This window comes from Synechococcus sp. WH 7805, from assembly GCF_000153285.1.
Classification (GTDB): domain Bacteria; phylum Cyanobacteriota; class Cyanobacteriia; order PCC-6307; family Cyanobiaceae; genus Synechococcus_C.
Window position 1 is genome coordinate 1,891,625 of the sequence record NZ_CH724168.1, and the last position, 21,383, is coordinate 1,913,007.

Sequence of the window (21,383 nt, forward strand, 5' to 3'; positions counted from 1 at the left end):
TCACCTCACCAGCCCCTGCAGCAACGAGGCCAGCTGCTGATCAGCATCCGCCTCCGCCAGGGTGCGCATCGCTTTGGCCATCGACACCAGCGGATCAGCGGCTGAATCACAACCTCGCAGTCTCGGTCCGAGTAACCGCCAGAGGGTCTGGCGCAGAGCTGTGTCGGCGGGAGTGTGTTGATGCACGATCACCGCAGCCCCCAGGGCTGCGGCGCAGGCGGCGTTGGCATCCTGATGGCGATCCGCGGCCTGGGGAAACGGCACCAGCACGCTCGGTGTGCCGCTGACGGCGAGCTCACTCAAGCTGCCTGCCCCGGCGCGGCTGATGGCCAGATCGGCATGCTGCAGCAGCGCTGGAATGTCATCACTGAAGGGTCGTTCGGCGAGCCTGGGATGTTCGATGCTGTTCACATCGGGATCGTTGCTGCCGGTGAGATGCACCACCCGGCAGCCTTCGCTCAGCAGCACGGGCAGCAGGGGGCGCACCATTCGGTTCAGCCCCAGCGCGCCTTGGCTGCCGCCCATCACCACCAGCAGCGGACCCGGCCCCTGGGGCACCCAGTCAGGCAGTGTCTGGGTCTGGAGAAAGCTGCTGCGCACAGGCGTTCCCGTCACGATTGCTTCGCAGCCGGGGATGCGCCTGGCGGCGGCTGGCAGACCGATGGCCACCTGGGTGCAGGCGCGTCCCAGCAGCCGGGTCACCCGGCCGGGGATGGCATTGGATTCATGCAGCACCACCGGAACGCCGCTCCAGCGGGCGCCGAGGATGGCAGGGGCGGCGATGTAGCCCCCCGTTGTGAACACCACGTCGATGCCGTTGCGTCGAATCAGCCTGCGAACGTCGCCACTGGCCGCCAGCAGGCGGAGCAGCTGAATCACTTTCTTCAAGCCCCGCCCCTGCAAGCCGCCAGCCTTCACCGTGGTGAGCGGGTAGCGCTCGGGAACAAGGGTGGTTTCGAGCCGATCCGGTACCCCGAGCCAGCGCACGGTCCAGCCGTCCGGAAGTGCATCCGCAACCGATAAAGCCGGAAAAAGGTGTCCGCCGGTGCCGCTGGCGGCGATCAGAAGCCGGGGCATGAAGGGCGGATCGTAAAAACGGGGCCTAACTTAAATGGATTCCAGAGGCAACTTCATGGTCCCGTTCCTGCGTGTCGCAATGGCGTCATGGATGTGCGGGACGGCGCTGTTCACTGCGCTGCCGCTGCGGGCTCAGACGGGAGCCGATCTCAGCAGCCGTCTGCAGCAGGCACTCAATGCCGACGACAGCAGCAAGCAACTGGAGGCGTTGATGGTTCCAGAGCAGGCAACAGCCCTCGCTGATCGCTTCCGCCGCTTCAGTGCCAGGTTCCCTGAAACCCGTTGGGCGGTCAGGGCAGGCCAGCCTTTAGACGATGGCCGCCAGACCGTGGAATTTGCCGTGAGCGGCACCCGCCAGCAGGACGGACTGAGTTATTCCTTTCAGGCCCAACAAACGGTTGCTCTCGCTTTGGAGAATGGACTGATCGCCGATCAGGAGATCCTCAGCGATCAATCTGTGCTCACCAGTGCCAGCAAGCCACTGCCGATCTCACTGCTGATCCCAGACACGGTGCTCACCGGCAGCCGTTACGACGTGGATGTGGTGGTGGATCAACCCCTCGGCAAGTCGTTGCTGGCCGGAGGACTGATCTCCGTGACGCCGCAGCAAGCGTTGGAGCAGCAAAGCCCCGACATCCAGTTGGAACCGTTGGGTGGCGGCGGTTTGTTTAAGTCTGTGCAGGCTCCTTTTCAACCGGGATCCCAAGTCTGGGCTGCTCTGCTGGTGCATCCCGATGGCCTTGTCACGGTGAGCAAGCGGGTGCAAGTGGTCGACGATCGCAGAAAGCTCAAGCCCTGACATCACACCCTGGGCAGATGTCTGCGCAGAGCTGAGACATCAGCGTCACCCAGGCCTGCGTCCATCAGGGTCTGTTCCTGAGCCTGCACAGCCTGGGTGATCGGTAGGTCCAGACCTGCCTCGGCTGCGGCGTGAAGAGCGATGCCCAGATCCTTGTGATGGAGCGCCAGCTTGAAGCCGAGGGGATAGTGATCGATGAGCATGGCGTTGGATCGGTGCTCGAGGGCCCAGGATCCGGCGGCGCCGTTCCGGAGAGCATCCACCACTTGCTGCATCGGCAGCTGCAGGTGCTGCCCGAGGGCGATGGCTTCTGCCACGGCGGCATAGCTACCGGCCACCAGCACCTGGTTCACTGCTTTCACTTGTTGGCCGCTGCCAACAGCGCCGAAGTGGTGAATCGAGCCACCGATCGTCTCCAGTACTGGCATGGCGCGATCCAGATCGGCGTCGCTGCCGCCACAGAGCACGGTGAGCGTGCCGGCTTTGGCTCCTTCCGTTCCTCCGGTGACGGGGGTGTCGAGATAGCTCACACCTTGGTGCGCCAGGCGTTGTGCCATGCGCTGGGATGTGGAAGGGCTGATGGTGGAGCAGTCGATCACCAGGCTCCCTTCCACGAGTGCAGGCCCGGCACCGTTTTCGCCCCAGAGCACAGCCTCCACGGCAGCGTCATCACTGACGCAGAGCATGAGCGCCTGGCAGCCCTGAACAGCATCAGCGGGGGACGCGCAGCAGAGGGTCGCTGTGGCTGGGTCCCCTTGATGCAGGCTTGGATCATTTTCGCTGAAACGGCTGCGGGTGTGCACTTGCAGGTGATAGCCGGCACGGTGCAGGTTGGCGGCCATCGGTAGGCCAAGGGCGCCCAGGCCTACAAAGGCGAGTCGACTGGGAGCTTTGAGATCAGATCCGGTCATGGTTCACGCCCATTGCAGTCAGATCCTGGCGAACCGGCCAACACCCGCCGGGTTGGGAACGCATCAGGCGGCGTCGGAATGTCGGGGGTGATCCCAGGAGTGCAGAGTTTGGGCGCCATTAGCCGTTTTCTTGTTGCCATGACTTGTGTCCCTGATCAGGGTTAGGGGTTAGATCAAAGACAACTGAATGCGTATTCGTGCTCTGGCACTGACGGGGGTGATGGCTCTGGCCTCCGGGCTTTCCTCTTGCGCCAGTGGACCTGGCACTCCCCTGGAGTCCAAGGCCGCGGCATCGGCGGTAATCGAGGACTCACAGTGTGCCAGTGGCAACCGCGCTTACTTCGGTGACACCCACCTCCATACGGCGTTGTCGCCTGACGCCGGTCTGGCGGGGACGAAGCTGGGGCTGGAGGGGGCCTATCGCTTTGCCAAGGGTGAGACGGTCACCAGCAATTCCGGTCAGAAGGCGGCTTTAAAGCGACCGCTCGACTTTCTTGTGGTGGCAGACCATGCCGAAAACCTCGGCCTTGCTCAGGGCTTGGCGGACTCCGACCCTGAACTGCTCAAGTCGTCTCTCGGCCAGCAGCTCAACGAGATGCTCAAAGCTGGCCAGGGCCGCGAGGCTTTCTATCTGCTGGTGCAAAAGATGGCCAAGGGATCGGAAGCGAAGATCTCCAACGAGTCCTTCATGCAAAACGTCTGGAAATACAACACCGAGGTGGCGGAGCGGTTTAATGATCCCGGCAAGTTCACAGCGCTGATCGGCTACGAGTGGACGAGTCAGCCCGGCGGCGGCAATCTCCACCGTGTTGTTGTCTTCCGCGACAACAAAGCACTGGCGGATCAGATCCTGCCGTTCTCCAATTTCGATTCCGAGAACGTGGAGGATCTCTGGCGCTTCATGAACTTCTACGAGGAGAAAACTGGTGGGCGGGTGTTGGCCATCCCTCACAACGGCAACCTCTCAAGCGGCACGATGTTTCTGCCGCGGCACCAAAAAACTGGCGAACCGATTGATGCCGACTACGCCCGCATGCGCCATCGCTTTGAGCCTCTGGTGGAGGTGACGCAGGCCAAGGGCACCGGTGAAACCCATCCGATGCTTTCGCCGGAAGATGAATTCGCCGGGTTCAACATTGTTGATAACTCCAATCTCGGCGGGATCAAGCCCACGACGCCGGACATGCTCCCCTACGAGTACACCCGTGCCGCTCTGCGTCGGGGCCTTCAGCTGGAGCAGCAACTCGGTGTGAACCCGTTCAAATTTGGTTTGATCGGCTCCACCGACTCCCACTCCAGCCTTCCCTCCACAGCGGAAGACAACTGGTGGGGCAAGTCCCCGGCGCTTGAGCCCAGCCCTGAACGCTGGAAGGATGTGCTGATCAAGTCGTCGAAAGATCCGTCCCTTGACCTCACGGCGCTTCAGCTCGGTGCATCCGGTTTGGCGGGGGTGTGGGCTTCGGGCAACACCCGCACGGCGCTCTGGGATGCCATGAACCGTAAGGAGGTGTTCGGCACCAGCGGCACCCGGCTCACCGTCCGTGTGTACGGCGGTTACGACTACACCGGTGATGAGTTCGAGGCGGCGGACTGGGCCAAGCGGGTCTGTGCCAAGGGTGTGCCGATGGGTGGCGATCTGATGGCGGCCAGCGAGGGGCAGATTCCCTCCTTGCTGGTGCAGGCCCGGAAAGATCCGGATGGCGCCAATCTCGATCGGATTCAGGTGGTCAAGGGTTGGCTGGATGCCGATGGTGAAACCCAAGAACAGGTGTTCGATGTTTCCTGGAGTGATCCGGATCAGCGCAAGCCTCGTGCCGATGGCAAGGTGCCATCCGTTGGCTCGAGCGTGAACGAGCGTGAGGCCACCTACACCAACACCATTGGCGCTCCCACCTTGACCGGGTATTGGAAGGATCCAGCTTTTGACCCCACGCAAAAGGCCTTCTATTACGTCCGTGTCCTGGAGATCCCCACGCCGACCTGGCTCGCCTATGACCGCAAGAACTACAACCTGTACGACGAGATGCCTGCAACGGCTCCCTACACCAGTCAGGAGCGGGCTTACACCAGCCCGATTTGGTACAACCCCTCCTGATGGGTTGGTCTCATCGATTGCGCACGCTGGTTCAGGAACCGATCGTTCCTTTTCTGATCATCGGTGCTGGCCTGTTTGGCCTGCAGGGAGTCTTGGATGCCATGGCTCCCAAGGGGGACAGGGAGATCGTCGTCAGCAACGACCAGGCGGTGGCGATGGTGCAGACGTTCGCCCGCACCTGGCAACGCCCCCCCTCGCAGCAGGAGTTGGAGCGCTTGTTCGATGAACACGTGCGCACGGAAGTCTTCGTGCGTGAGGCGATGGCCCTGGGGTTGGATCGCAACGACACGATCGTGCGTCGCCGTTTGCGCCAGAAAATGGAATTTGTCAGCCATGGCGAGCAGCCACTGACACCCCCCAGCGATCAGCAACTGCAGGCGCATCTCGAGGCCCACCCGGAACGTTTCATGAGCGAGCCTCGCTTCAGCTTTCAGCAGGTGTTCCTCGATCCCTCCAGGCGGGGTGAGCGGCTGAATCGTGATGCCGAGGCGTTGGTGGTTGAGCTCAATCAGGCTGATGCCGCAGCTGATCCGTCCTCCTTGGGGGATCCCCTGGCGATGGCCTCAGCGAGTTGGCAAGGCGAGCGCCGTAGCGAATTACTGGCGCAGTTCGGCACTACCTTCACCGACGCTCTGCAGCAACAGCCTCAGGGCCGCTGGGTCGGTCCGATCAGTTCGGCCTACGGCATGCATCTGGTGCGTGTGTCGTCCATCACCCCCGGTGAGCTTCCGCCTCTGGATCAGGTGCGCGAGGGCGTCTTGCGTGACTGGCAAGACGTGCAGCGGCAAAACCATCAAGAGAGCTATTACCGCAATCTGCTGGCTCGATACAGCGTGCGTTTGCCCCAGTTCTGACCGTGGTGCGTCGTGTGCTCTTGCCATTGCTGATGGTCGCGGCCCTCTTGATGCCGCGGTTGGTTTCAGCTCATGACCTCTTCCCTGGGTTCCTCGAACTTCAGGCCACCGGTGCCAGCACGTATCAGGTGCTCTGGAAGTTGCCGCTGCTGCAGGGGCAACGGCTGCCGATCGCACCACGCTTCCCAGACGACTGTGCGCTGCAAGGTGCACCCTTCAGCCGCCAGGAGGCAACGGCCCTTGTGTATCAGGCCAAGCTCAGCTGCCGTGAGCCTTTGGAAGGTCGCGTGATCAGCATCGATGGATTGGCATCCGCCGGCACGGAGGTGCTGCTGCGGGTGCGCCCGTGGCAGACGGAAGCCCTGCAGACCCTGCTGATCCAGCCGGAGCAGCCCGAAGCGGTCATTCCCACCGCCTCCGAGGCCGATCAGCAGCCAGGGGTCTGGTCATATCTGCGCCTTGGCATCGAACACATCCTGCTGGGTGTGGACCACCTGCTGCTGCTGCTTGGTCTTGTGCTGATTGTTCGTGACGGCTGGATGCTGCTGAAAACGGTCACGGCGTTCACGCTCGCCAACAGCATCACCCTCTCGGTGTCTGCCGTCGGCATCGTTCAGGTGCCTGCCGCTCCCTTGAATGCGGCCATTGCCTTGTCGATTTTGTTCATCGGTACGGAAGTGGTGCGCTTCACGCGTGGACAGACCAGTTTCACGCTCCGCCATCCTTGGGTGCTGGCCTGTGGTTTCGGGTTGTTGCACGGCTTCGGGTATGCCCGAGGCCTGGCGGAGCTGGGCTTGCCGCACCACGAACTGCTGCTTGCCCTGTTGCTGTTCAATGTGGGCATCGAGATCGGTCAAGACGTTTTTGTGGTGTTGGTTCTCGCGCTTGAGCGTGCGTTCCGACAGCTGCAGATCCGCTGGCCTGTTTGGGTCCGGCGCGTGCCCGCCTGGACTATCGGTTGTGCCGGTGCTTACTGGACGATCGAGACCACGGTGTCCCTGATCAAAGGAGGTGTTTGAGATGCGTTGGCGTTGGTTGCTGCTGGCTCTGCTGCTGTCACTGCTCCCGTCTGCTGCCTTGGCCCACGTGCCGGAAGGCGGAGCTGGCAGCGTGATGGCTGGCCTGCTCCATCCCGTGACCGGCATCGATCACGTGGTGGCGATGGTGGCCGTCGGACTCTGGGGCGCGGTGTTGGGAGCGCCGGCGATCTGGCTGCTGCCCGTCGCCTTTCCGATGGTGATGGCCTTCGGTGGCGTCATGGGACTGCTCGATCTGCCGTTGCCAGGAGTGGAGACCGGCATTGCCCTGTCGGCCCTGGTGCTGGGGGTGTTGGTGATGCTGCAGCAACGCCTGCCGCTCGTGGTAGCTGGCGTGCTCGTGGGCCTGTTTGCGTTGTTTCACGGTTACGCCCACGGCGTGGAGCTTCCGGAGGGTGCCGATGCGCTGCTGTTCAGCCTGGCGTTTGTCGGGGCCACGGGTTTGCTGCATCTGGTGGGGATCGGCTTGGCTGAAGCCCGTCGTCTGGCCTGGGGGCATCGCCTGCTTCAGGTCGTCGGTGCCGTGATCGCAGTGGTGGGTGTTTGGTCTTTGGCTCAAGTGGGAGGGGCGTGATGCCGCTGCTCTTCGCTCACTTAATGCAAACCGGATTCGGCGGCTTTTATGACGGCATCGCTCACCTGTTTCTGACGCCGTCGGATCTGTTGCTCGTGCTTGGGCTGGCGTTGCTCGCGGGTCAACAGGGCCCCCAGGGAGGTCGCCTGCTGCTGACGCTTCTGCCGTTGAGTTGGTGGATTGGGCTTGCCGTGGGTCAGCTTTGGGGCCTGGATCTCACGCTGGCGTTGCTCTCCACCGTGTTGTTCACCTCGGTGGGTGTGCTGGTGGCGTTGTCATTGCGCCTGTCTGTTCAGGTGCTGGCCTTCACTGTGGCTGGCTCAGGATTGCTCTTCGGTCTGATCAATGGGTTCACGATGCCCTCCGCGTCGAGCGGGTTGCCCCTGGATGTGTTGGGGGTGGTCAGTGCCGTGGCGCTGCTGTCGGTGTTGATCAGCGCTCAGGTGGCGGCAACCCGCAGCACCAGTTTTTGCATTGCGGTGCGTGTGGCGGGCAGCTGGATCGCTGCCGCCGGGATGATGTCGCTCGGCCTGTTGCTTAAGGCTTGATCTCCGTGATGCCGCTCAATAAAAAGCCGCCCCCGAGGGAGCGGCTGACCTGGGTTTGTTTGGGAGGGGGTGAAACCGTCTGCTAGCTCGGGATCAGGCGGCGTCGTTGAGGGCGGCCACACCAGGCAGAACCTTGCCTTCCAGCAGTTCGAGGCTGGCGCCGCCACCGGTGGAGATGTGAGACATCTTCTCGGCCAGACCGGCCTTCTCCACAGCAGCTACGGAGTCACCGCCGCCGATGATCGTGCAGCAGCCCTTGCCGCTCAGCTCAGCCAGGGTGGTGGCGATGGCATTGGTGCCGTTGGCAAATTTTTCAAATTCGAACACACCCATGGGGCCGTTCCAGATCACGGTCTGACAATCCGCCAGTGCGGCCTGGAACACCTTCACGGCATCGGGACCGATGTCCAGACCCATCCAGCCATCGGGAATGGCGGTGACATCAGCCACCTGGCTGTTGGCATCAGGGGCGAAGTTGTCGGCCAGCACCACGTCGGTGGGCAGCAGCAGCTCAACGCCCTTGGCCTTGGCCTTGGCTTCCAGCTCCTTGGCCAGTTCAAGCTTGTCTTCTTCCACCAGGCTCTTGCCCACTGAGAGGCCACGGGCCTTGTAGAAGGTAAAGATCATGCCGCCGCCGATCAGCACCTTGTCGCACTTGTCGATCAGGGCTTCGAGCACGCCGATCTTGGAGCTCACCTTGGAGCCACCGACGATGGCGGCCAGGGGACGCTTGGGCTCATCCACGGCACCCTGCAGGTACTGAAGCTCCTTCTCCATCAGGAAGCCGGCTACGGCGGGCTTGAGGTACTTGGTGACGCCCTCAGTGGAGGCGTGGGCGCGGTGCGCGGCGCCGAAGGCATCGTTGACGTACACCTCCGCCAGGCCGGCGAGCTTCTCGGCGAAGCCAGCCTCGTTCTTTTCTTCCTCAGCGAAGAAGCGCACGTTCTCCAGCAGCACCACATCGCCATTCGCCATGGCGCCAACCTTGGCTTCAGCGTCAGGGCCGATGCAGCTGTCAGTCTTGGCTACTGGCTTGCCCAGCAGCTCGCTGAGGCGGGCTGCCACGGGGGTGAGGCGCATGGCGTCGTTCACCTGACCTTTGGGACGGCCGAAGTGAGCCGACAGGATCACCTTGGCGCCTTTGCCAATCAGGTCGTTGATCGTGGGGAGCGCAGCGCGGATGCGGGTGTCATCGGTAATCGCACCGGCATCGTCAAGCGGCACATTGAAATCAACCCGCACAAGCACACGCTTTCCGCTGAGGTCGGTGCCGGAAAGGCTTGCCAGGGAACGCTTCGCCATGGGGTTGTGTCGTGCGGTAGGAAAACGGGGTGAGGTTAACCCGAGTTTCAGGCTCTCGGCGCTATGACTGATAACGCGCTGTCTGCAGGAGGCCGTCGCGATGTTTGAAACCGTTCTGTTCCCGATCGATCAGAGCCGTGAGGCTGTGGAGACTGCCGGTAAGGCCCTTGAGCTGGCGCGAAGCCACAACAGCCGACTGGTGGTGCTGTCGGTGGTGCAGCCCGAGCGCCCGGAGATGCATGACCATCAGGCGGTGGCCACCTTGTTGGCTGAGGCCAGAAATCGTTTTGAACAGGCTGGGGTGTCTTGCGAGGTGGTGGAGCGTGAAGGCAAGCCGGCCTTTGTGATCTGCGACGTGGCCGACGAGTTGAATGTGGATGTGATCGTGATGGGAACCCGGGGTGTGAATTTGCAAGCCGAAAGTGGCAGCACGGCGTCGCTGGTGATTCAGCTGGCCCCGTGCCCTGTGTTGGTGGTGCCGTGAGTTCACCGCCGATCCAGTGGTATCCGGGTCACATCGCTAAGGCGGAGCAGCAGCTCAAGCGCAATCTCGACAAAGTGGACCTGGTGATTGAAGTGCGCGATGCGCGCATTCCCCTGGCGACGGGGCACCCTCACCTCAACCGTTGGATCAACGGCAAGCAGCATCTGCTGGTGATCAACCGTCGTGACATGGTCACGTCTGAGGCACGGGTTGCATGGGAGGCCTGGTTCAAAGCCCGTGGGCAACGCACCGTGTGGTGCGATGCCAAGGCTGGCACCGGTGTGAAGCAGGTGCAGCAAGCGGCGATCCGTGCCGGCGATCAGCTCAATGAGCGGAGGCGTAACCGCGGCATGCGGCCCCGTCCCGTGCGGGCGCTCACCCTGGGGTTCCCCAACGTGGGCAAATCGGCTTTGATCAACAGGCTTGTCAAACAGAAGGTGGTGGCCAGTGCCCGGCGTGCCGGTGTCACGCGCACGTTGCGTTGGGTGCGACTGGGGCAGGATCTTGATCTGCTTGATGCGCCCGGGGTGCTGCCGCCGCGGCTGGATGACCAGCAGGCAGCACTCCATCTGGCGTTGTGCGACGACATCGGCCAAGCGGCTTACGACGGTGAGCTCGTGGCCCAGGCGTTTCTGAATCTCCTCAAGGGATTGCAGCCGCAGGAGGCCTCAGGCGTGGGCTTGGCGCTCCTGGAGAGCCGTTATGGCGTTCCTCTGGAAGGGGCCACCGAAGATCCTGCCTACTGGCTGGAGGCTGTGGCGGAGCGCCACACCTCAGGGGATACAGCGCGGATGGCCCAGCGATTGCTCGATGATTTCCGAAAATCTGCTCTAGGCAGCATCGCGCTGGAGCTGCCGTTTGATTGAGTCGTTGTCAACGTCAGTTGATTTTACAATAAAAAAGTTATCTTATTGTTTGCTATCTGATATTGCCGGGCTTGGAATCCATTGCTTAAGTGTGGGAAATGATGCGCTTCGGTGGATTTTCAGCAAGCTATTCAGTGGTTTAAGCAGGATCCTTGTCTGCCGGGGCTGGATGATCCGTATCGGGTTTATGCGGCTTTAAGGGAAGAATCCGCCATTCATTGGTGTGAAGGTCCGAACTTGTGGATGATTGTTGCTTATCAAGAGGCTGTTGACCACATGAAGGATGCTCGCTTTAGCCGGCAGAGTCACCTTGATGAATTGATTGCCCGATTTGGCCATGGCCATATTTTTGAACGCCAGAAAAATGATTTGCCTTATATGGATGGACATGAACATGCCCGTTTAAGACATCATGTTACTCAGGCCTATCGGGGTATAGATTTTCAACTGTTGGCAACATTCAGCCAGGCGTTTTTGCATGATCGCTTTCAGGCGATTGCTGGTGAGCCAGTGATTGACCTCGTTCGCGAGATTGCCAACCCCCTGCCAGTGATGGTGGTCAGCGAACTGATGGGAGTGCCTTCTGAGCAGCAGGAGATGGTCTGTCAGAAGGTGGGTGCCTTTGTGCGTGCTCGCGGGTTGACACAGACGCAGTCCACTATGGAAGAAGGTGATGATTCAATGGGCTTTTATAATGAGTATTTCCTGCCATTGATTCGAGAAAAGCGTCAGCATCTTTCTACAGACTTGCTGAGCCGTTTGATTTCGGATCATCAGGAAAACATGCATCTCACTGATGAGCAATTGCTGTTGGTGATCAGCAGTAATTTCTATTCCGCAAGTATTTATACTCTTCGGCTGCTGGTTGGCACAGTCGCCTGGGCTCTGTCTCTGCATCCGGAGGTGTATACGCGAATTCGAGCTGATCGTCAGTTGGTCGCACCTGCGCTTGAAGAGGTGTTGCGCTGGGACCCGCCCGCTCAGGCGATTAATGCCAGTACGGCTCTTGAGGATATGGAGATTGATGGAAAAATAATTCGGGCTGGTGATTCAGTTTCTGCCTTGGTGAGTGCCGCAAATCGTGATCCTCGCGTGTTTGAACATCCGGATCAGTTCCTGATTGATCGGAATCCGAATCCCCATCTCAGTTTTGCGCCTGGTCTGCATCAGTGCCTTGGCCTTCACCTGGCGAGGATGGAAGGAGCATGCTTCCTGAATGCACTCTGTGATCATTTTGAATCACTTGAGGTTGTTGAAGGTGAGAGTCGGCGTTTGCTTGGTGACCGTTTCCGAGGGTTTGATCGACTCTTGCTCAAGGCTTCGCCTGTGTAATGGGGCTGGAATTCTTGGCCCGGCCGTTGGATTACATCGAATGCCTGTTCATTTCTGCAGCGCAGGAGCCTAGAGAGTCGCCTCTTGAGAGAAACCTGATTCATAGCGTTGAATCAGCCCTGGCTCATGTAGAGCGTCGTCTTTCTCAGGGGTTGAGTCGTTGGTTGGTTGTGGCTGTGAATGATCAACCAGGTTTGGATCAGCTTGATGAGCCGAATTTCTGCGTGGCTCATTTCCTTGAACAGGTTAGTGCGCGATGGATGCGCAATCAGGTCACGATGATCGCTGATGTGGGATTGTCTCCTTATCTCGCTTCTGGCCACAGTGTTGTGTTGAAGGAGGGTCTGGTCGATCTGGAGGCCTCCTATCAGGCTGCGATTCGTCTGGCTTTGCGATTCGCTGACGCAGGCGCTCATTATGTGGCTCCTTGTCTTTCATTGCCTGATCAGACATCCCGGTTGGGCGCTGCTTTGAGAAGTAGAGATCTAGTGTGTGGATTGATGCCTTACAGCACGAAGTTTTCCTCGTCGTTGTATGGACCTTATCGGTCGACGGTCGGCTCCTCGCTGGGGTTCGCGCGCAAAAGTTATCAGTTTGATTTCTCTGATGCAGAGATGGCACTTCACCAAATGGATGAAGACTTCAAGCAAGGAGCGGAGATCGCCATTGTGAAACCAGCGTTGCCTTATCTCGATGTCCTGCAGGACGCTTGCTGTCGCTCAAGGCGTCCGGTGGCTGTCTATCACGTGAGTGGTGAGTATGCGATGGCGATGGCGGCAGCTAAGACTGGTTTGTTGGATCCCCAAGCCTATTTTTCTGAGATCCATGCTGCGTTCGCCCGTTGTGGGGCTCGTTATGTGATTGGTTATGCAGCTGATCATTTCCTGCATCATGTTTCTGATTGATGCGAATCCTGGTGGTTGGCTCTGGTCCGGTTGGGCTTATGTTCTGCGCCAAGCTGTCTCGGGAGGGGCACGAGTGTGTCTTGATTGAGCGTCATGATTTCAATCAGACATTTTCGAGAGCCTCAACGCTTCAGCCAGCCACCCTTGAGCTTCTGTCTGAATTTGCCTGTTGGCCTGAGCTTTTGGCCCAGGGAGAGGTTGTCTCAGATGTCATGTCTTGGAATCTCGAACGATCGACTCAACAACGATCAAGCTATGACGCGCTGTCGGCTCAGACCCGATTCCCTTACCGATTGCATTTGCATCAGGCTGCATTGCGCGCGGAGTTGATCGCCGAACTCCAAGCTTCCAGGTGTTGTTGTCTGGTGGACAAGGCCGATGCTGTCGCCCTGCAGTTTGATCGTTGCAACCAAGGCGTATCTGTACGGGTCAATCGCTTTGGATCAAGTGGCTTGAGCCAGACATTTCAAGGAGATTATCTGATTCTCTGTGATGGAGCGCGCAGTGTGTTGCGTGATCAGCTGGGTCTTCGTTTTGAGGGGTATGACTTGCCAACCCCAGTTGTGCGTCTTTCCGTGCCAATGATTCCTGACTCTCTGCAGGGGCAATTGGCTGGGGTGTCTTATGTCCAATCAGAAGGTGGTTCGGTGAGCTGCCTCAAGATGACCGACGGTTGGCGTTTTGTACTGCGGCCTCGCTTATCTGAACTGCGGCAGGCACTAGCGGGTACTGCATGGGCACGGCAACGTTTGGCCGGCGTCTTCAGGGATTGCGTGCCGGCTCAGTGGTGGGAATCGATTCCGGCCATGCGTGACTCCTATCGCGTTGCGCAGCGTTGTGTGAAAACCCGACAAGTGCAAAGGGTGTTTCTTTTGGGTGATGTGGCCCATGTCACCAACACCCGAGGAGGTTTGAATATGAATTTCGGATTAATAGAAGCCTATGCATTGGCATCCTGTTTTTTGAACCATCCTGATTGGCAAGCATTGCAGCATTGGAATCTGACCTGGTCGCGTTTGACGCAAGATGCCTTGATGGCGCGCACCCAGCAGTTGCTGGCGGGACGGACTCCTCGTTTCCTGAGGTCTTCTAGTGAGTCGTTTGGGGCGCTGATGCGTGCTTCACTTCTTGACCTACTTTCGTATTCAAAGTCTTTGCGCCGATGACTCTTGAATCAATGCACTCTGTTGGGCTTTTGGTGCCTCCTTCCAATCCAACGCTGGAAATCGAGCTCAAACAGCTCTTGGATGATCAGCCTTATCTTTATGTGTCCAGGCTTCCTGTCTTCCCTGATTGTGACCTAGCGGAACGCAACAGGCGTTATCTGCAGGAGTATCTGGATACTTCGCTTCGCTTTGGCAAGCTACCGCTGTCTGCCATTCTTGTTGGTCTTACCGGTTCAAATTATGCGTCAGGACCGGGAGAAGATAGGCGTTTTTGTGACGAACTCTCGGCGAGGCTGAACGTTCCATTTGTGACCACCAGTCTGGCCATCCTTGAATTGCTCCATCATTTGCAATTCAAGCGTCTTCACCTTGAACTTCCTTATCCGCAATGGCTCATCAATGAGGCGAAGTGCTATTGGGAGCAAGCTGGCATTGAAGTTGTTGCTGCCAATTCGATTCTTGATGCACTCCAGGTACAGGATGCTTACGCGATTGACTCCGAGGCTTTGGAGGATTATCTTCAATCTTTGACGTTTCAGGATGGCGCTCCTGTTCTTCTTTCAGGAACAGGGATGCGTACGGTTGGGGTGATCGAGGACTTGATTGATCGTTATCCTGCTCCGTTGCTGTCTTCCAATCTGGCAGCGGCTCGCTGGCTTCTATCTCGTTGTGGTGATCGTGGACTTCGTGGTTCGGTCTTGTTTTGCAAGCTGTACGAGAAACTCGAGCATTTTGCATCTATGAGTGACTGGTCTGAAGTTGATTCACTGTTCAATCCCTTCTAACTTTTTTCTGTATTCATGCTTCGGGTAGTAGGCCATTGCTGAGGTCTCCCTCAAGCCAATGGTTGACTAATCGTTCGGCACATCGTGTTTCAAGATGATCTTCCAGTAGGCGCTTGGCTTTCGTGATCCGGTCATCAATGCTGAGAGGATAGCCTGGGTCGCCTTTCAGATATTTGCATTCAGCGCGACTTCTCCTCCCTTGTTGGTCAGTCAGATTCAGCACAGCCCAGCGTCCTGATTGATGATCATTGGCCAGGAGTTTGGTTCGACTCATGAGGATGGCCACGTCTGGATGATGCAGCCAGCTCTGATTAAAGATGTTTGTACTCGTATCACCTGTCAGCAGGCAAATGCAGGTTGCGTATTGCAGGCTGAACTGAGCCTGTATGCGATTTCTCGGTTCGCTTTGGTCGCAATAGTTGATTGCTTCAGGGTAAGTTTCAATTGTGATTGTGCTGGGGATATCTTGTTGTCTCAGGGTCTGTTCTGAGTGATATCCGTGGCTTTGGCGCCAATTCAGAGCAGCTTCCATGCCGTAGTGCAGGTGGCGTGCCCCTGGATAGAGCTTCACATAGCTGTCTTCAATCGCGAATTCCGCTCTGATCGTGAGGTCTGGTGCCGATGGCCAGCGTTGTTGATGGTCGCTTGACGTTCGCCCTGGTCTGGCTGGTCCGTGCAATCCGGCTCTGGAGGCTAAGGCCAGCTGCAGCCCTGTTAGGGCAGACAAGCCGGAGTAGAGCAAGCGTGAACCGCTTCCCGCCTCCACAGGTGCAAACAGGCTTCGACTCATCTGACAGAGAGCGCCATTGATCGCGCCTCTGGTTTGCTCCGGTGTTGTCTTCAGAAGTGTGCATGCGGCCACGGTCGCCGCGATGGTTCCCCATGTGCCGTCCACGTGTTCCCCGGGGGGTACGGAATACGCTTCACCGAATCGGGTGCCGATTTCATAGCCCTGAAGAATGGCCCGCAAGATCTGATCGAGCGTGCAATTCAGACTCAGGCCCAGCCCGATACTGATTGGAACCACGTGAAGTGCGGGGCGGCCATGGGCCTTGGCATTGCCTTCAACCAATTCATTCCATGGAGCTGCTGCTGACAGCACGCTGATCAGGCCGTGGATACTCAGTTTTTGTCGGATCCCAGGAAAGTGCAGATGACCTGGCTCGAGATTGGCATTGTTCTCGCTGTATGCCTGAATGAGATTGCTGGACAATCCATTGATGATGACCGCACATGTGTCGAGTAAGACGAGGCGTGTTGCTTGAATGATTGATTGCTTCTCATGTGTTTGATCGTGCTTCCACTGTGTCTTGATTGCCTGGCTTAGTGAGGTCGCTTCTGTTCCCCATTCACGCCAGTCATTGCTTTTATTCGTGCTATGACCAGGCTGTGTATTGGGGGCTGTAGACATGCGTGCGAGCCAGAAATTTCCCTTGACGATTCTAGGGGCGGTGATGGGAGTGAGCATCGGCAACATGTTCTATTCCCAGTCCCTGTTACCCGTCATTTCTTCAGCATTTGACTTGCCGTCTGGTCGTGTTGGGGTCGTGCCGGTGATGCTGCAGGTGGGTTTGTTGACCTCTCTTGTGTTCCTCTTGCCGGCTGGAGATCTTCTAGATCGCCGTAAAATGCTTCGCTTGATTGCTTGTGGGGCATCGCTGTCGGCTTTTTCAATTGTCTTGTCAGGAGACTTTTCGCTACTTCTTGTTGCTTTTTATGGTTTGGGTTTTTGTTCGTTAAGCTCGTATATTCTCCCCGCTTTTGTTTCCGGTCTGGTTGGCCCTCATGAGCGAGGGTTTGTGATCGGCAGATTGCTCAGTGGTCAGTTTGCAGGCATCCTCTTGTCCCGTTTCTTTAGTGGACTGATGGCGCATTGGTTTGGCTGGCGGAGCATTTATTTGACGTCTGCAGTTCTGATGGGTGGAGTCGCTCTCTTGTGGCCTCGTTTGATACCGCCTGATACCGAGAGTGTGAACGAGCCCTATGCACTCGTGATCAGTCGTCAGTTCTCATTGTTTCGGCGTTTTGATGTTCTCAGGCAAGCCTGTGCCAGCCAAGGCTTTCAATTCGCTGCTTTTATTGTTGTCTGGACAGGGCTTTCATTGCGTTTGGCGAATCCCCCCTGGTCGTTCGGCCCAGCCCAGATTGGTGCTTTCGGTCTTGTTGGGCTGGCCAGCATCACATCCGCAGCCTGGGTTGGTCGCATGGTGGATCGATTCGGCGCCCGTCAGGTGATCACAGGGTGTTGTGGGATGACCTTGCTGGGAGTGATCGGTCTGATTGTTTGGGATACATCCGTTGTGGCGATTCTTGTCTCAATGTGTTGTATCGACTTTGGAGTGCAGGGAAGTTACGTCGCGAATCAGTCGCGGGTGTTGTCGCTTGATCTGGCAGCACGATCAAGGCTCGGTGCCTTGCTCTTCATCTCTGCGTTCGGTGCTGCGGCTGTCAGCGGTCTTCTTTTGGTGAGACTTTGGCCCATCTGGGGATGGCACGGTGTTTTATACCTGGCTTTAGGGCTGGTTCTGCTGGCCATGCTTTCCCAGTGTTCTGGGCTGACCATTGCCAGACCATCCCCCTCTTCCTGAACTCTCGTTTGACCAGGCTTTTGGTGAAGGCCAGGGAGAGCTGCTCAGCCTGACTTACCCCAAGCCTTTGCCCATGCGGCTTGACCGCTGGCTTGTGAGCCAGCGTCGCGAACAGAGTCGCGCCCGAATTCAGAAATTCATTGATGCGGGTTTGGTGCGTGTGAATGGTCGAACGGGTAAAGCGAAGACCCCCCTGCGTCAGGGCGATGAGGTGCAGCTCTGGATGCCCCCACCTGAGCCGCTGCCCTACCTGAAGCCTGAGGCGATGGATCTGGATGTGCTTTTCGAAGATGAGCACTTGATTGTGATCAACAAGCCCGCTGGCCTCACCGTGCACCCAGCCCCTGGTAACAAGGATGGAACCCTGGTCAACGGTCTGTTGCATCACTGCCCGGATCTACCGGGGATCAGTGGCAAGCTCAGGCCGGGAATCGTGCATCGTCTGGACAAAGACACCACTGGCTGCATCGTGATCGCCAAATCCCAGGAGGCACTGGTGAAGCTGCAGGTGCAGATCCAAAAGCGCATTGCCTCACGGGAGTACCTCGCGGTGGTGCATGGGGTGCCGTCAGGAGACAGCGGCACGATCGTGGGGGCCATCGGCCGCCACCCGGTGGATCGCAAGAAATATGCGGTGGTGAGCACCGAGAGCGGTCGTTTTGCTTGCACCCACTGGAGCTTGCAGGAGCGGCTTGGTGATTATTCGCTGCTGCGTTTCAAGCTGGATACGGGGCGCACGCACCAGATCCGCGTGCACTGCGCTCATATGAATCACCCTGTGGTGGGTGATCCCACCTACAGCCGTTGTCGCAAGCTGCCGATCGAGTTGCCGGGCCAGGCCCTGCACGCCTTTCAGCTGGGCCTCGATCATCCAATCAGCCGCGAACGAATGCTGTTTGAAGCGCCATTGCCAGGCGTGATGGTGCGGCTGTTGAACAAACTCAGAAATCGGAATTAGCCAAAACCTGAGGTGGTTTGCGCTGCAAAAGCCAAGGCGCCAGTTAAGCCAGCGTTGTAATCAATGGCCACCTCGTTTGAGATGTAATCAGAGCGCAGATCGTTGTAGGCAAAGTCATCAGCGCTGCTTGGACCTCCAACCAAAGCACCAGCCAAGACATATTCATTGGCATTGGGAGCGTTAAACCCTTCCCATCCCACACCAGATGCGGCCCTGTGATGGGGCTGCTGAGGAAAATTGTCTCCAAAGCCAACCAAGTAGCTGAAACCCCGTGGATTATCACCAAGAATGTAATCAATGGAATCAACAGCCAGTTCGCTGTAGGCACCACCTGGATTGGTGATGGAATCAGCAACAATTCCCGCCAGCATTGCGGTGTTGGCTGCATAGCGAAGTGATCCCCATTGATCAACAAATCGCAAGCCGCCGTCAGTGATTTGTGGTCCTTGATCACCAGTCACCCAGCTATCAAGCCAAGCTGAAACATCATCCATGGCTTGTTGATCCTCGAGGTCCTGACTCAGTAACACCGCTGTCCCATACGATGCGTCATCCCAGTTGGGGGCCCAAGCATGATTCAAGCCTCCGATCATTGTGTGATAGCGATCCTGGGCTTCCAGCCTGTAAGTGGATCCATCCTGTCCAGCCGCCTCCAGTCCCCGAGCTAACCAGAGACCTCCGTAGGCGAGTTCATCTTGGAATCCACTCCAAGAGTTATAGAAGGGTTGAACAGAAGCAATCGAATCTGAATACTTGCCCTGATAAGTAACTGCAAAATCGAACAACGCCTCAGCGTTGTTCAGTAGCTCATTGGCATAGTCGACCTCGCCATGGTCGCGGAACAAAATCGATGCAGAGGCCAATGCGGCAGCACTTGCGGCTGCAACATCAGATCCTGGTTTCTCGGCCGTGATGGCTAAAGCTGGGCGCGCAATGGATTGACTCTCAGGCGAGCTCCACAACGCATGATCAGCCTGTCCATCGCCAACTTGAACAATGAACAAGTCCGTGCTGCCATTGGCATCCACTTGATGTGCCTTCAGTAAGTAATCCGTTCCCCATTTCACAGTGCTCAAAAGCTCGTCGGCTTGACCCGTGATTTCATAGCCATCAGCAAACGCAAGGCCCCCCCAGGTCAATGTGCTCAGAGTTGATGCCAGGGGTAAGCCGAATTTCACATGGTCGCCGGCATCGTGATAGCCCCCGGTGAGGTCGAGGTTGATGTCAGGCTGAAGGTTCTCGGCAGTGGCATCGCCAAAATAGATGCCATCGTTGCCATCATTAAGGCCTGAGTCACCCCGCCAGGGAACACGATTGGTGGCTTCGTCAAGATCGCCTGAGCGGTTGGCTTCGTAGAAGAGGAGCGAAAGTTTGAGGGCTTCAGCGTAGGTGTTGGTGTTGGGGGTGTCTGTGGTTGTGATTGGTGGTGTTTGTGGATCTGTTTCGGTCTCGTCCTGTGGGCTGCTTGGCGTGGAACTGGCTTTGATGAGGACGATGTCATCACTGTTGATCAAGGGATTGCCCTTGAATTTGGCAATCGCAGCGTCATTGCTGCCGAGTCCTTTCCTTGAGCCGTTTTCGTTGTAGACAAGTTTGCCTGTGTAGGCTTGATAAATGATGTTTGCGTCTGACTGCTTGAGTTGTTGGTATTCCGTTTTGTTGTTGGCGGTGGCCAGGTCAATTGTGTCAATACCGGGAAATGATTCAGCGTCAATGCCGATCTTGTCTTCGTCTAGACGATTGAAATCGGTGACGACATCGATGGGACCTCCAGTTCTGATGAATGCAAAGAGGTCTGCACCCCCACGCCCGGTCATGATGTCTTTTTGGGCTGTGCTGATCAGGGCATCCGGTTGCGCTGTTCCAATGAAGCGGGAACGGCCTGTCTTTGTGGTTTTGGGTTCAATTCTGTTGAACTCGTTCCATTGGTCTTCGTCTGTATCTGATGTCAGAGTTGTTTGCAGCTGATTGAGATTGCCTTCGAGAGGGTTTCCCAAGGTGACCATTGATTGGAAGTAATTAATGACCGTGTCATCACTCACCTCCAGTGCTGGCCACTGCGGGTAGTTGAACGTGTCATTCATGAACGGCTTGGTCTGCTCCCAATCCAGAACCGTCAGATGATTGATGTCATGGTTGATGGCCACGCCCTCAATGTTGAGGAATCCATGGGCCCGGCCGTGCATCCAGCCGCCGTAGTGGGGTTCCATCTTCAAGGTGTTGATGAAGGTGCCCTCCAGCGCATGGCTGCGCAGGTAGCTTGCGAATCCTTCATGGCCGAACGTTTCCACCATCGTCATCACCGCATCGGCATCGCCTTGTCGGGCGCTGTGTTGGATGTCGGCCAAGATCTGCGGGTTGTAGGCCTCATCAGCGATCCAGCCCACCTTCGCTCCTTGCATCGCGTACCAAAGTCCGACGCCGCGCAGGTCATCCCCCCAGGGTTGCGTGTTATTCGTCAGACCCTGGGCAAAAGCCCACGCACCAACGACTTCCAACTCCACTGCTTCAAGGCCGGCAAAGGCCCGTAAGCCGTTGTAAGCCACCATCGCTTCAGTGGTGATGGCTGTGCGGCCCCCCACCAGCTCGTTGTGTTCTGAATTGTGGTTCGAGCCGTGGAAGCTTCCCCAGGTGGTTATGTCTGTGTGCAAACCAGTGACGCCGCTGTGGTCGTGGGGCACGGACATGTCAGCAGCCTCCTGCGGTATCACGGAGTTGCTCGCCAATTCCGTCATCAGCATCGCCTCGGTCAAGGCGCCTTCCCGGCCGAGATCGAACCCCTGCCTGCCATTGAATCCGATGCGGACATCGCCACCGGCAGGAATGCTCTGTCCCCACGACGAGCCACTGAGGATGTAGCGGCTTTGGCCATCGTCAAGGAGTTCTCTGCTGATCTCCACTCCCCAGGCTTCTGGATCGAGGTCATGAGAACTGATGAAACTGATACTCCAGTTGTCCAGCGCTTGATCCGAGGGATTGCTTACGGTGAGTTCGGCGGTGAAGCCGCCCCACCAGAGCTCTCCGTTAACCGTGACCTGCAGCGTGTTGGATGGAGTCATGGAATCCAAGGGGCGTCAACAGCCTCAGTGCAGCCATCGGATA

Annotated in this window: 19 protein-coding genes; 14 read left to right on the forward strand and 5 right to left on the reverse strand. The window is 57.8% G+C overall.

Annotation, left to right across the window (positions count from 1 at the left end):
* Window positions 1–1,077, reverse strand: coding sequence for a glycosyltransferase (locus WH7805_RS09735; protein WP_006042903.1), 1,077 nt, complete (start codon window positions 1,075–1,077; stop codon window positions 1–3).
* A 55-nt stretch (window positions 1,078–1,132) separates the two neighbouring features.
* Here WH7805_RS09735 and WH7805_RS09740 point away from each other — a divergent pair, with 55 nt between their 5' ends.
* On the forward strand, window positions 1,133–1,876 hold the full coding sequence (locus tag WH7805_RS09740) for a hypothetical protein (RefSeq protein ID WP_038005338.1): 744 nt from the start codon (window positions 1,133–1,135) through the stop codon (window positions 1,874–1,876).
* 2 nt (window positions 1,877–1,878) lie between these two features.
* Here the strand turns inward: WH7805_RS09740 and WH7805_RS09745 are convergent, their stop codons facing one another.
* The gene (locus tag WH7805_RS09745; protein ID WP_006042905.1) at window positions 1,879–2,787 is read right to left on the reverse strand and encodes an NAD(P)-dependent oxidoreductase; all 909 of its coding nucleotides are present in this window, start codon (window positions 2,785–2,787) and stop codon (window positions 1,879–1,881) included.
* A gap of 187 nt (window positions 2,788–2,974) precedes the next feature.
* On the opposite strand from WH7805_RS09745, the gene WH7805_RS09750 reads away from it, so the two are divergent.
* The 5 genes from WH7805_RS09750 to WH7805_RS09770 are packed head-to-tail and all read left to right on the forward strand — an operon-like array spanning window position 2,975 to window position 7,895.
* Window positions 2,975–4,882: a DUF3604 domain-containing protein gene (locus WH7805_RS09750; protein ID WP_006042906.1), complete on the forward strand. Its 1,908-nt coding sequence runs from the start codon at window positions 2,975–2,977 to the stop codon at window positions 4,880–4,882.
* On the forward strand, window positions 4,882–5,736 hold the full coding sequence (locus tag WH7805_RS09755; protein ID WP_006042907.1) for a peptidyl-prolyl cis-trans isomerase: 855 nt from the start codon (window positions 4,882–4,884) through the stop codon (window positions 5,734–5,736). The genes WH7805_RS09750 and WH7805_RS09755 overlap by 1 nt, the downstream gene beginning before the upstream one ends.
* Before the next feature lie 5 nt (window positions 5,737–5,741).
* The gene (locus tag WH7805_RS09760) at window positions 5,742–6,755 is read left to right on the forward strand and encodes a HupE/UreJ family protein (RefSeq protein WP_006042908.1); all 1,014 of its coding nucleotides are present in this window, start codon (window positions 5,742–5,744) and stop codon (window positions 6,753–6,755) included.
* Window position 6,756: 1 nt separating this feature from the next.
* Window positions 6,757–7,347 carry a HupE/UreJ family protein gene (locus WH7805_RS09765; RefSeq protein ID WP_038004633.1) on the forward strand — a complete coding sequence of 197 codons (591 nt, stop codon included), beginning with the start codon at window positions 6,757–6,759 and terminating at the stop codon, window positions 7,345–7,347.
* A complete protein-coding gene (locus WH7805_RS09770; protein ID WP_006042910.1) occupies window positions 7,347–7,895 on the forward strand; it encodes a HupE/UreJ family protein in 549 nt (182 codons plus the stop codon). Before WH7805_RS09765 ends, WH7805_RS09770 begins: the two co-directional genes overlap by 1 nt.
* Before the next feature lie 93 nt (window positions 7,896–7,988).
* Here WH7805_RS09770 and pgk read toward each other — a convergent pair whose 3' ends face one another.
* The gene (pgk, locus tag WH7805_RS09775) at window positions 7,989–9,197 is read right to left on the reverse strand and encodes a phosphoglycerate kinase (RefSeq protein ID WP_006042911.1); all 1,209 of its coding nucleotides are present in this window, start codon (window positions 9,195–9,197) and stop codon (window positions 7,989–7,991) included.
* 100 nt (window positions 9,198–9,297) lie between these two features.
* Between pgk and WH7805_RS09780 the strand changes: the two genes are divergently transcribed.
* The 6 genes from WH7805_RS09780 (at window position 9,298) to WH7805_RS09810 (ending at window position 14,735) form a co-directional block, all read left to right on the forward strand.
* Window positions 9,298–9,681: a universal stress protein gene (locus WH7805_RS09780; protein ID WP_006042912.1), complete on the forward strand. Its 384-nt coding sequence runs from the start codon at window positions 9,298–9,300 to the stop codon at window positions 9,679–9,681.
* Window positions 9,678–10,547 carry a ribosome biogenesis GTPase YlqF gene (gene ylqF / locus WH7805_RS09785; RefSeq protein ID WP_006042913.1) on the forward strand — a complete coding sequence of 290 codons (870 nt, stop codon included), beginning with the start codon at window positions 9,678–9,680 and terminating at the stop codon, window positions 10,545–10,547. Before WH7805_RS09780 ends, ylqF begins: the two co-directional genes overlap by 4 nt.
* A gap of 111 nt (window positions 10,548–10,658) precedes the next feature.
* Window positions 10,659–11,879: a cytochrome P450 gene (locus WH7805_RS09795; RefSeq protein WP_156783664.1), complete on the forward strand. Its 1,221-nt coding sequence runs from the start codon at window positions 10,659–10,661 to the stop codon at window positions 11,877–11,879.
* Entirely contained in the window at window positions 11,879–12,784 is a 906-nt protein-coding gene (locus tag WH7805_RS09800) for a delta-aminolevulinic acid dehydratase (RefSeq protein ID WP_006042916.1), read from the forward strand. The genes WH7805_RS09795 and WH7805_RS09800 overlap by 1 nt, the downstream gene beginning before the upstream one ends.
* Window positions 12,784–13,950, forward strand: coding sequence for an NAD(P)/FAD-dependent oxidoreductase (locus tag WH7805_RS09805; RefSeq protein ID WP_006042917.1), 1,167 nt, complete (start codon window positions 12,784–12,786; stop codon window positions 13,948–13,950). Before WH7805_RS09800 ends, WH7805_RS09805 begins: the two co-directional genes overlap by 1 nt.
* 32 nt (window positions 13,951–13,982) lie before the next feature.
* Window positions 13,983–14,735 carry a hypothetical protein gene (locus WH7805_RS09810; RefSeq protein WP_156783665.1) on the forward strand — a complete coding sequence of 251 codons (753 nt, stop codon included), beginning with the start codon at window positions 13,983–13,985 and terminating at the stop codon, window positions 14,733–14,735.
* Between the two features lie 13 nt (window positions 14,736–14,748).
* Here WH7805_RS09810 and WH7805_RS09815 read toward each other — a convergent pair whose 3' ends face one another.
* Window positions 14,749–16,212 (reverse strand): MmgE/PrpD family protein, encoded by a 1,464-nt coding sequence (locus WH7805_RS09815; protein WP_083773586.1) that lies wholly within the window; start codon window positions 16,210–16,212, stop codon window positions 14,749–14,751.
* Between WH7805_RS09815 and WH7805_RS09820 the strand changes: the two genes are divergently transcribed.
* Together WH7805_RS09820 and WH7805_RS09825 are read left to right on the forward strand one after the other, a co-directional pair.
* Window positions 16,190–17,323 carry an MFS transporter gene (locus tag WH7805_RS09820; RefSeq protein WP_255344565.1) on the forward strand — a complete coding sequence of 378 codons (1,134 nt, stop codon included), beginning with the start codon at window positions 16,190–16,192 and terminating at the stop codon, window positions 17,321–17,323. The genes WH7805_RS09815 and WH7805_RS09820 overlap by 23 nt on opposite strands.
* Window positions 17,298–18,281, forward strand: a complete 984-nt coding sequence (locus WH7805_RS09825) for an RluA family pseudouridine synthase (RefSeq protein ID WP_006042921.1) — start codon at window positions 17,298–17,300, stop codon at window positions 18,279–18,281. Before WH7805_RS09820 ends, WH7805_RS09825 begins: the two co-directional genes overlap by 26 nt.
* Here the strand turns inward: WH7805_RS09825 and WH7805_RS14995 are convergent.
* Window positions 18,278–21,340: a glycoside hydrolase family 9 protein gene (locus WH7805_RS14995; RefSeq protein ID WP_006042922.1), complete on the reverse strand. Its 3,063-nt coding sequence runs from the start codon at window positions 21,338–21,340 to the stop codon at window positions 18,278–18,280. The genes WH7805_RS09825 and WH7805_RS14995 overlap by 4 nt on opposite strands.
* Window positions 21,341–21,383 lie beyond the last annotated feature (43 nt).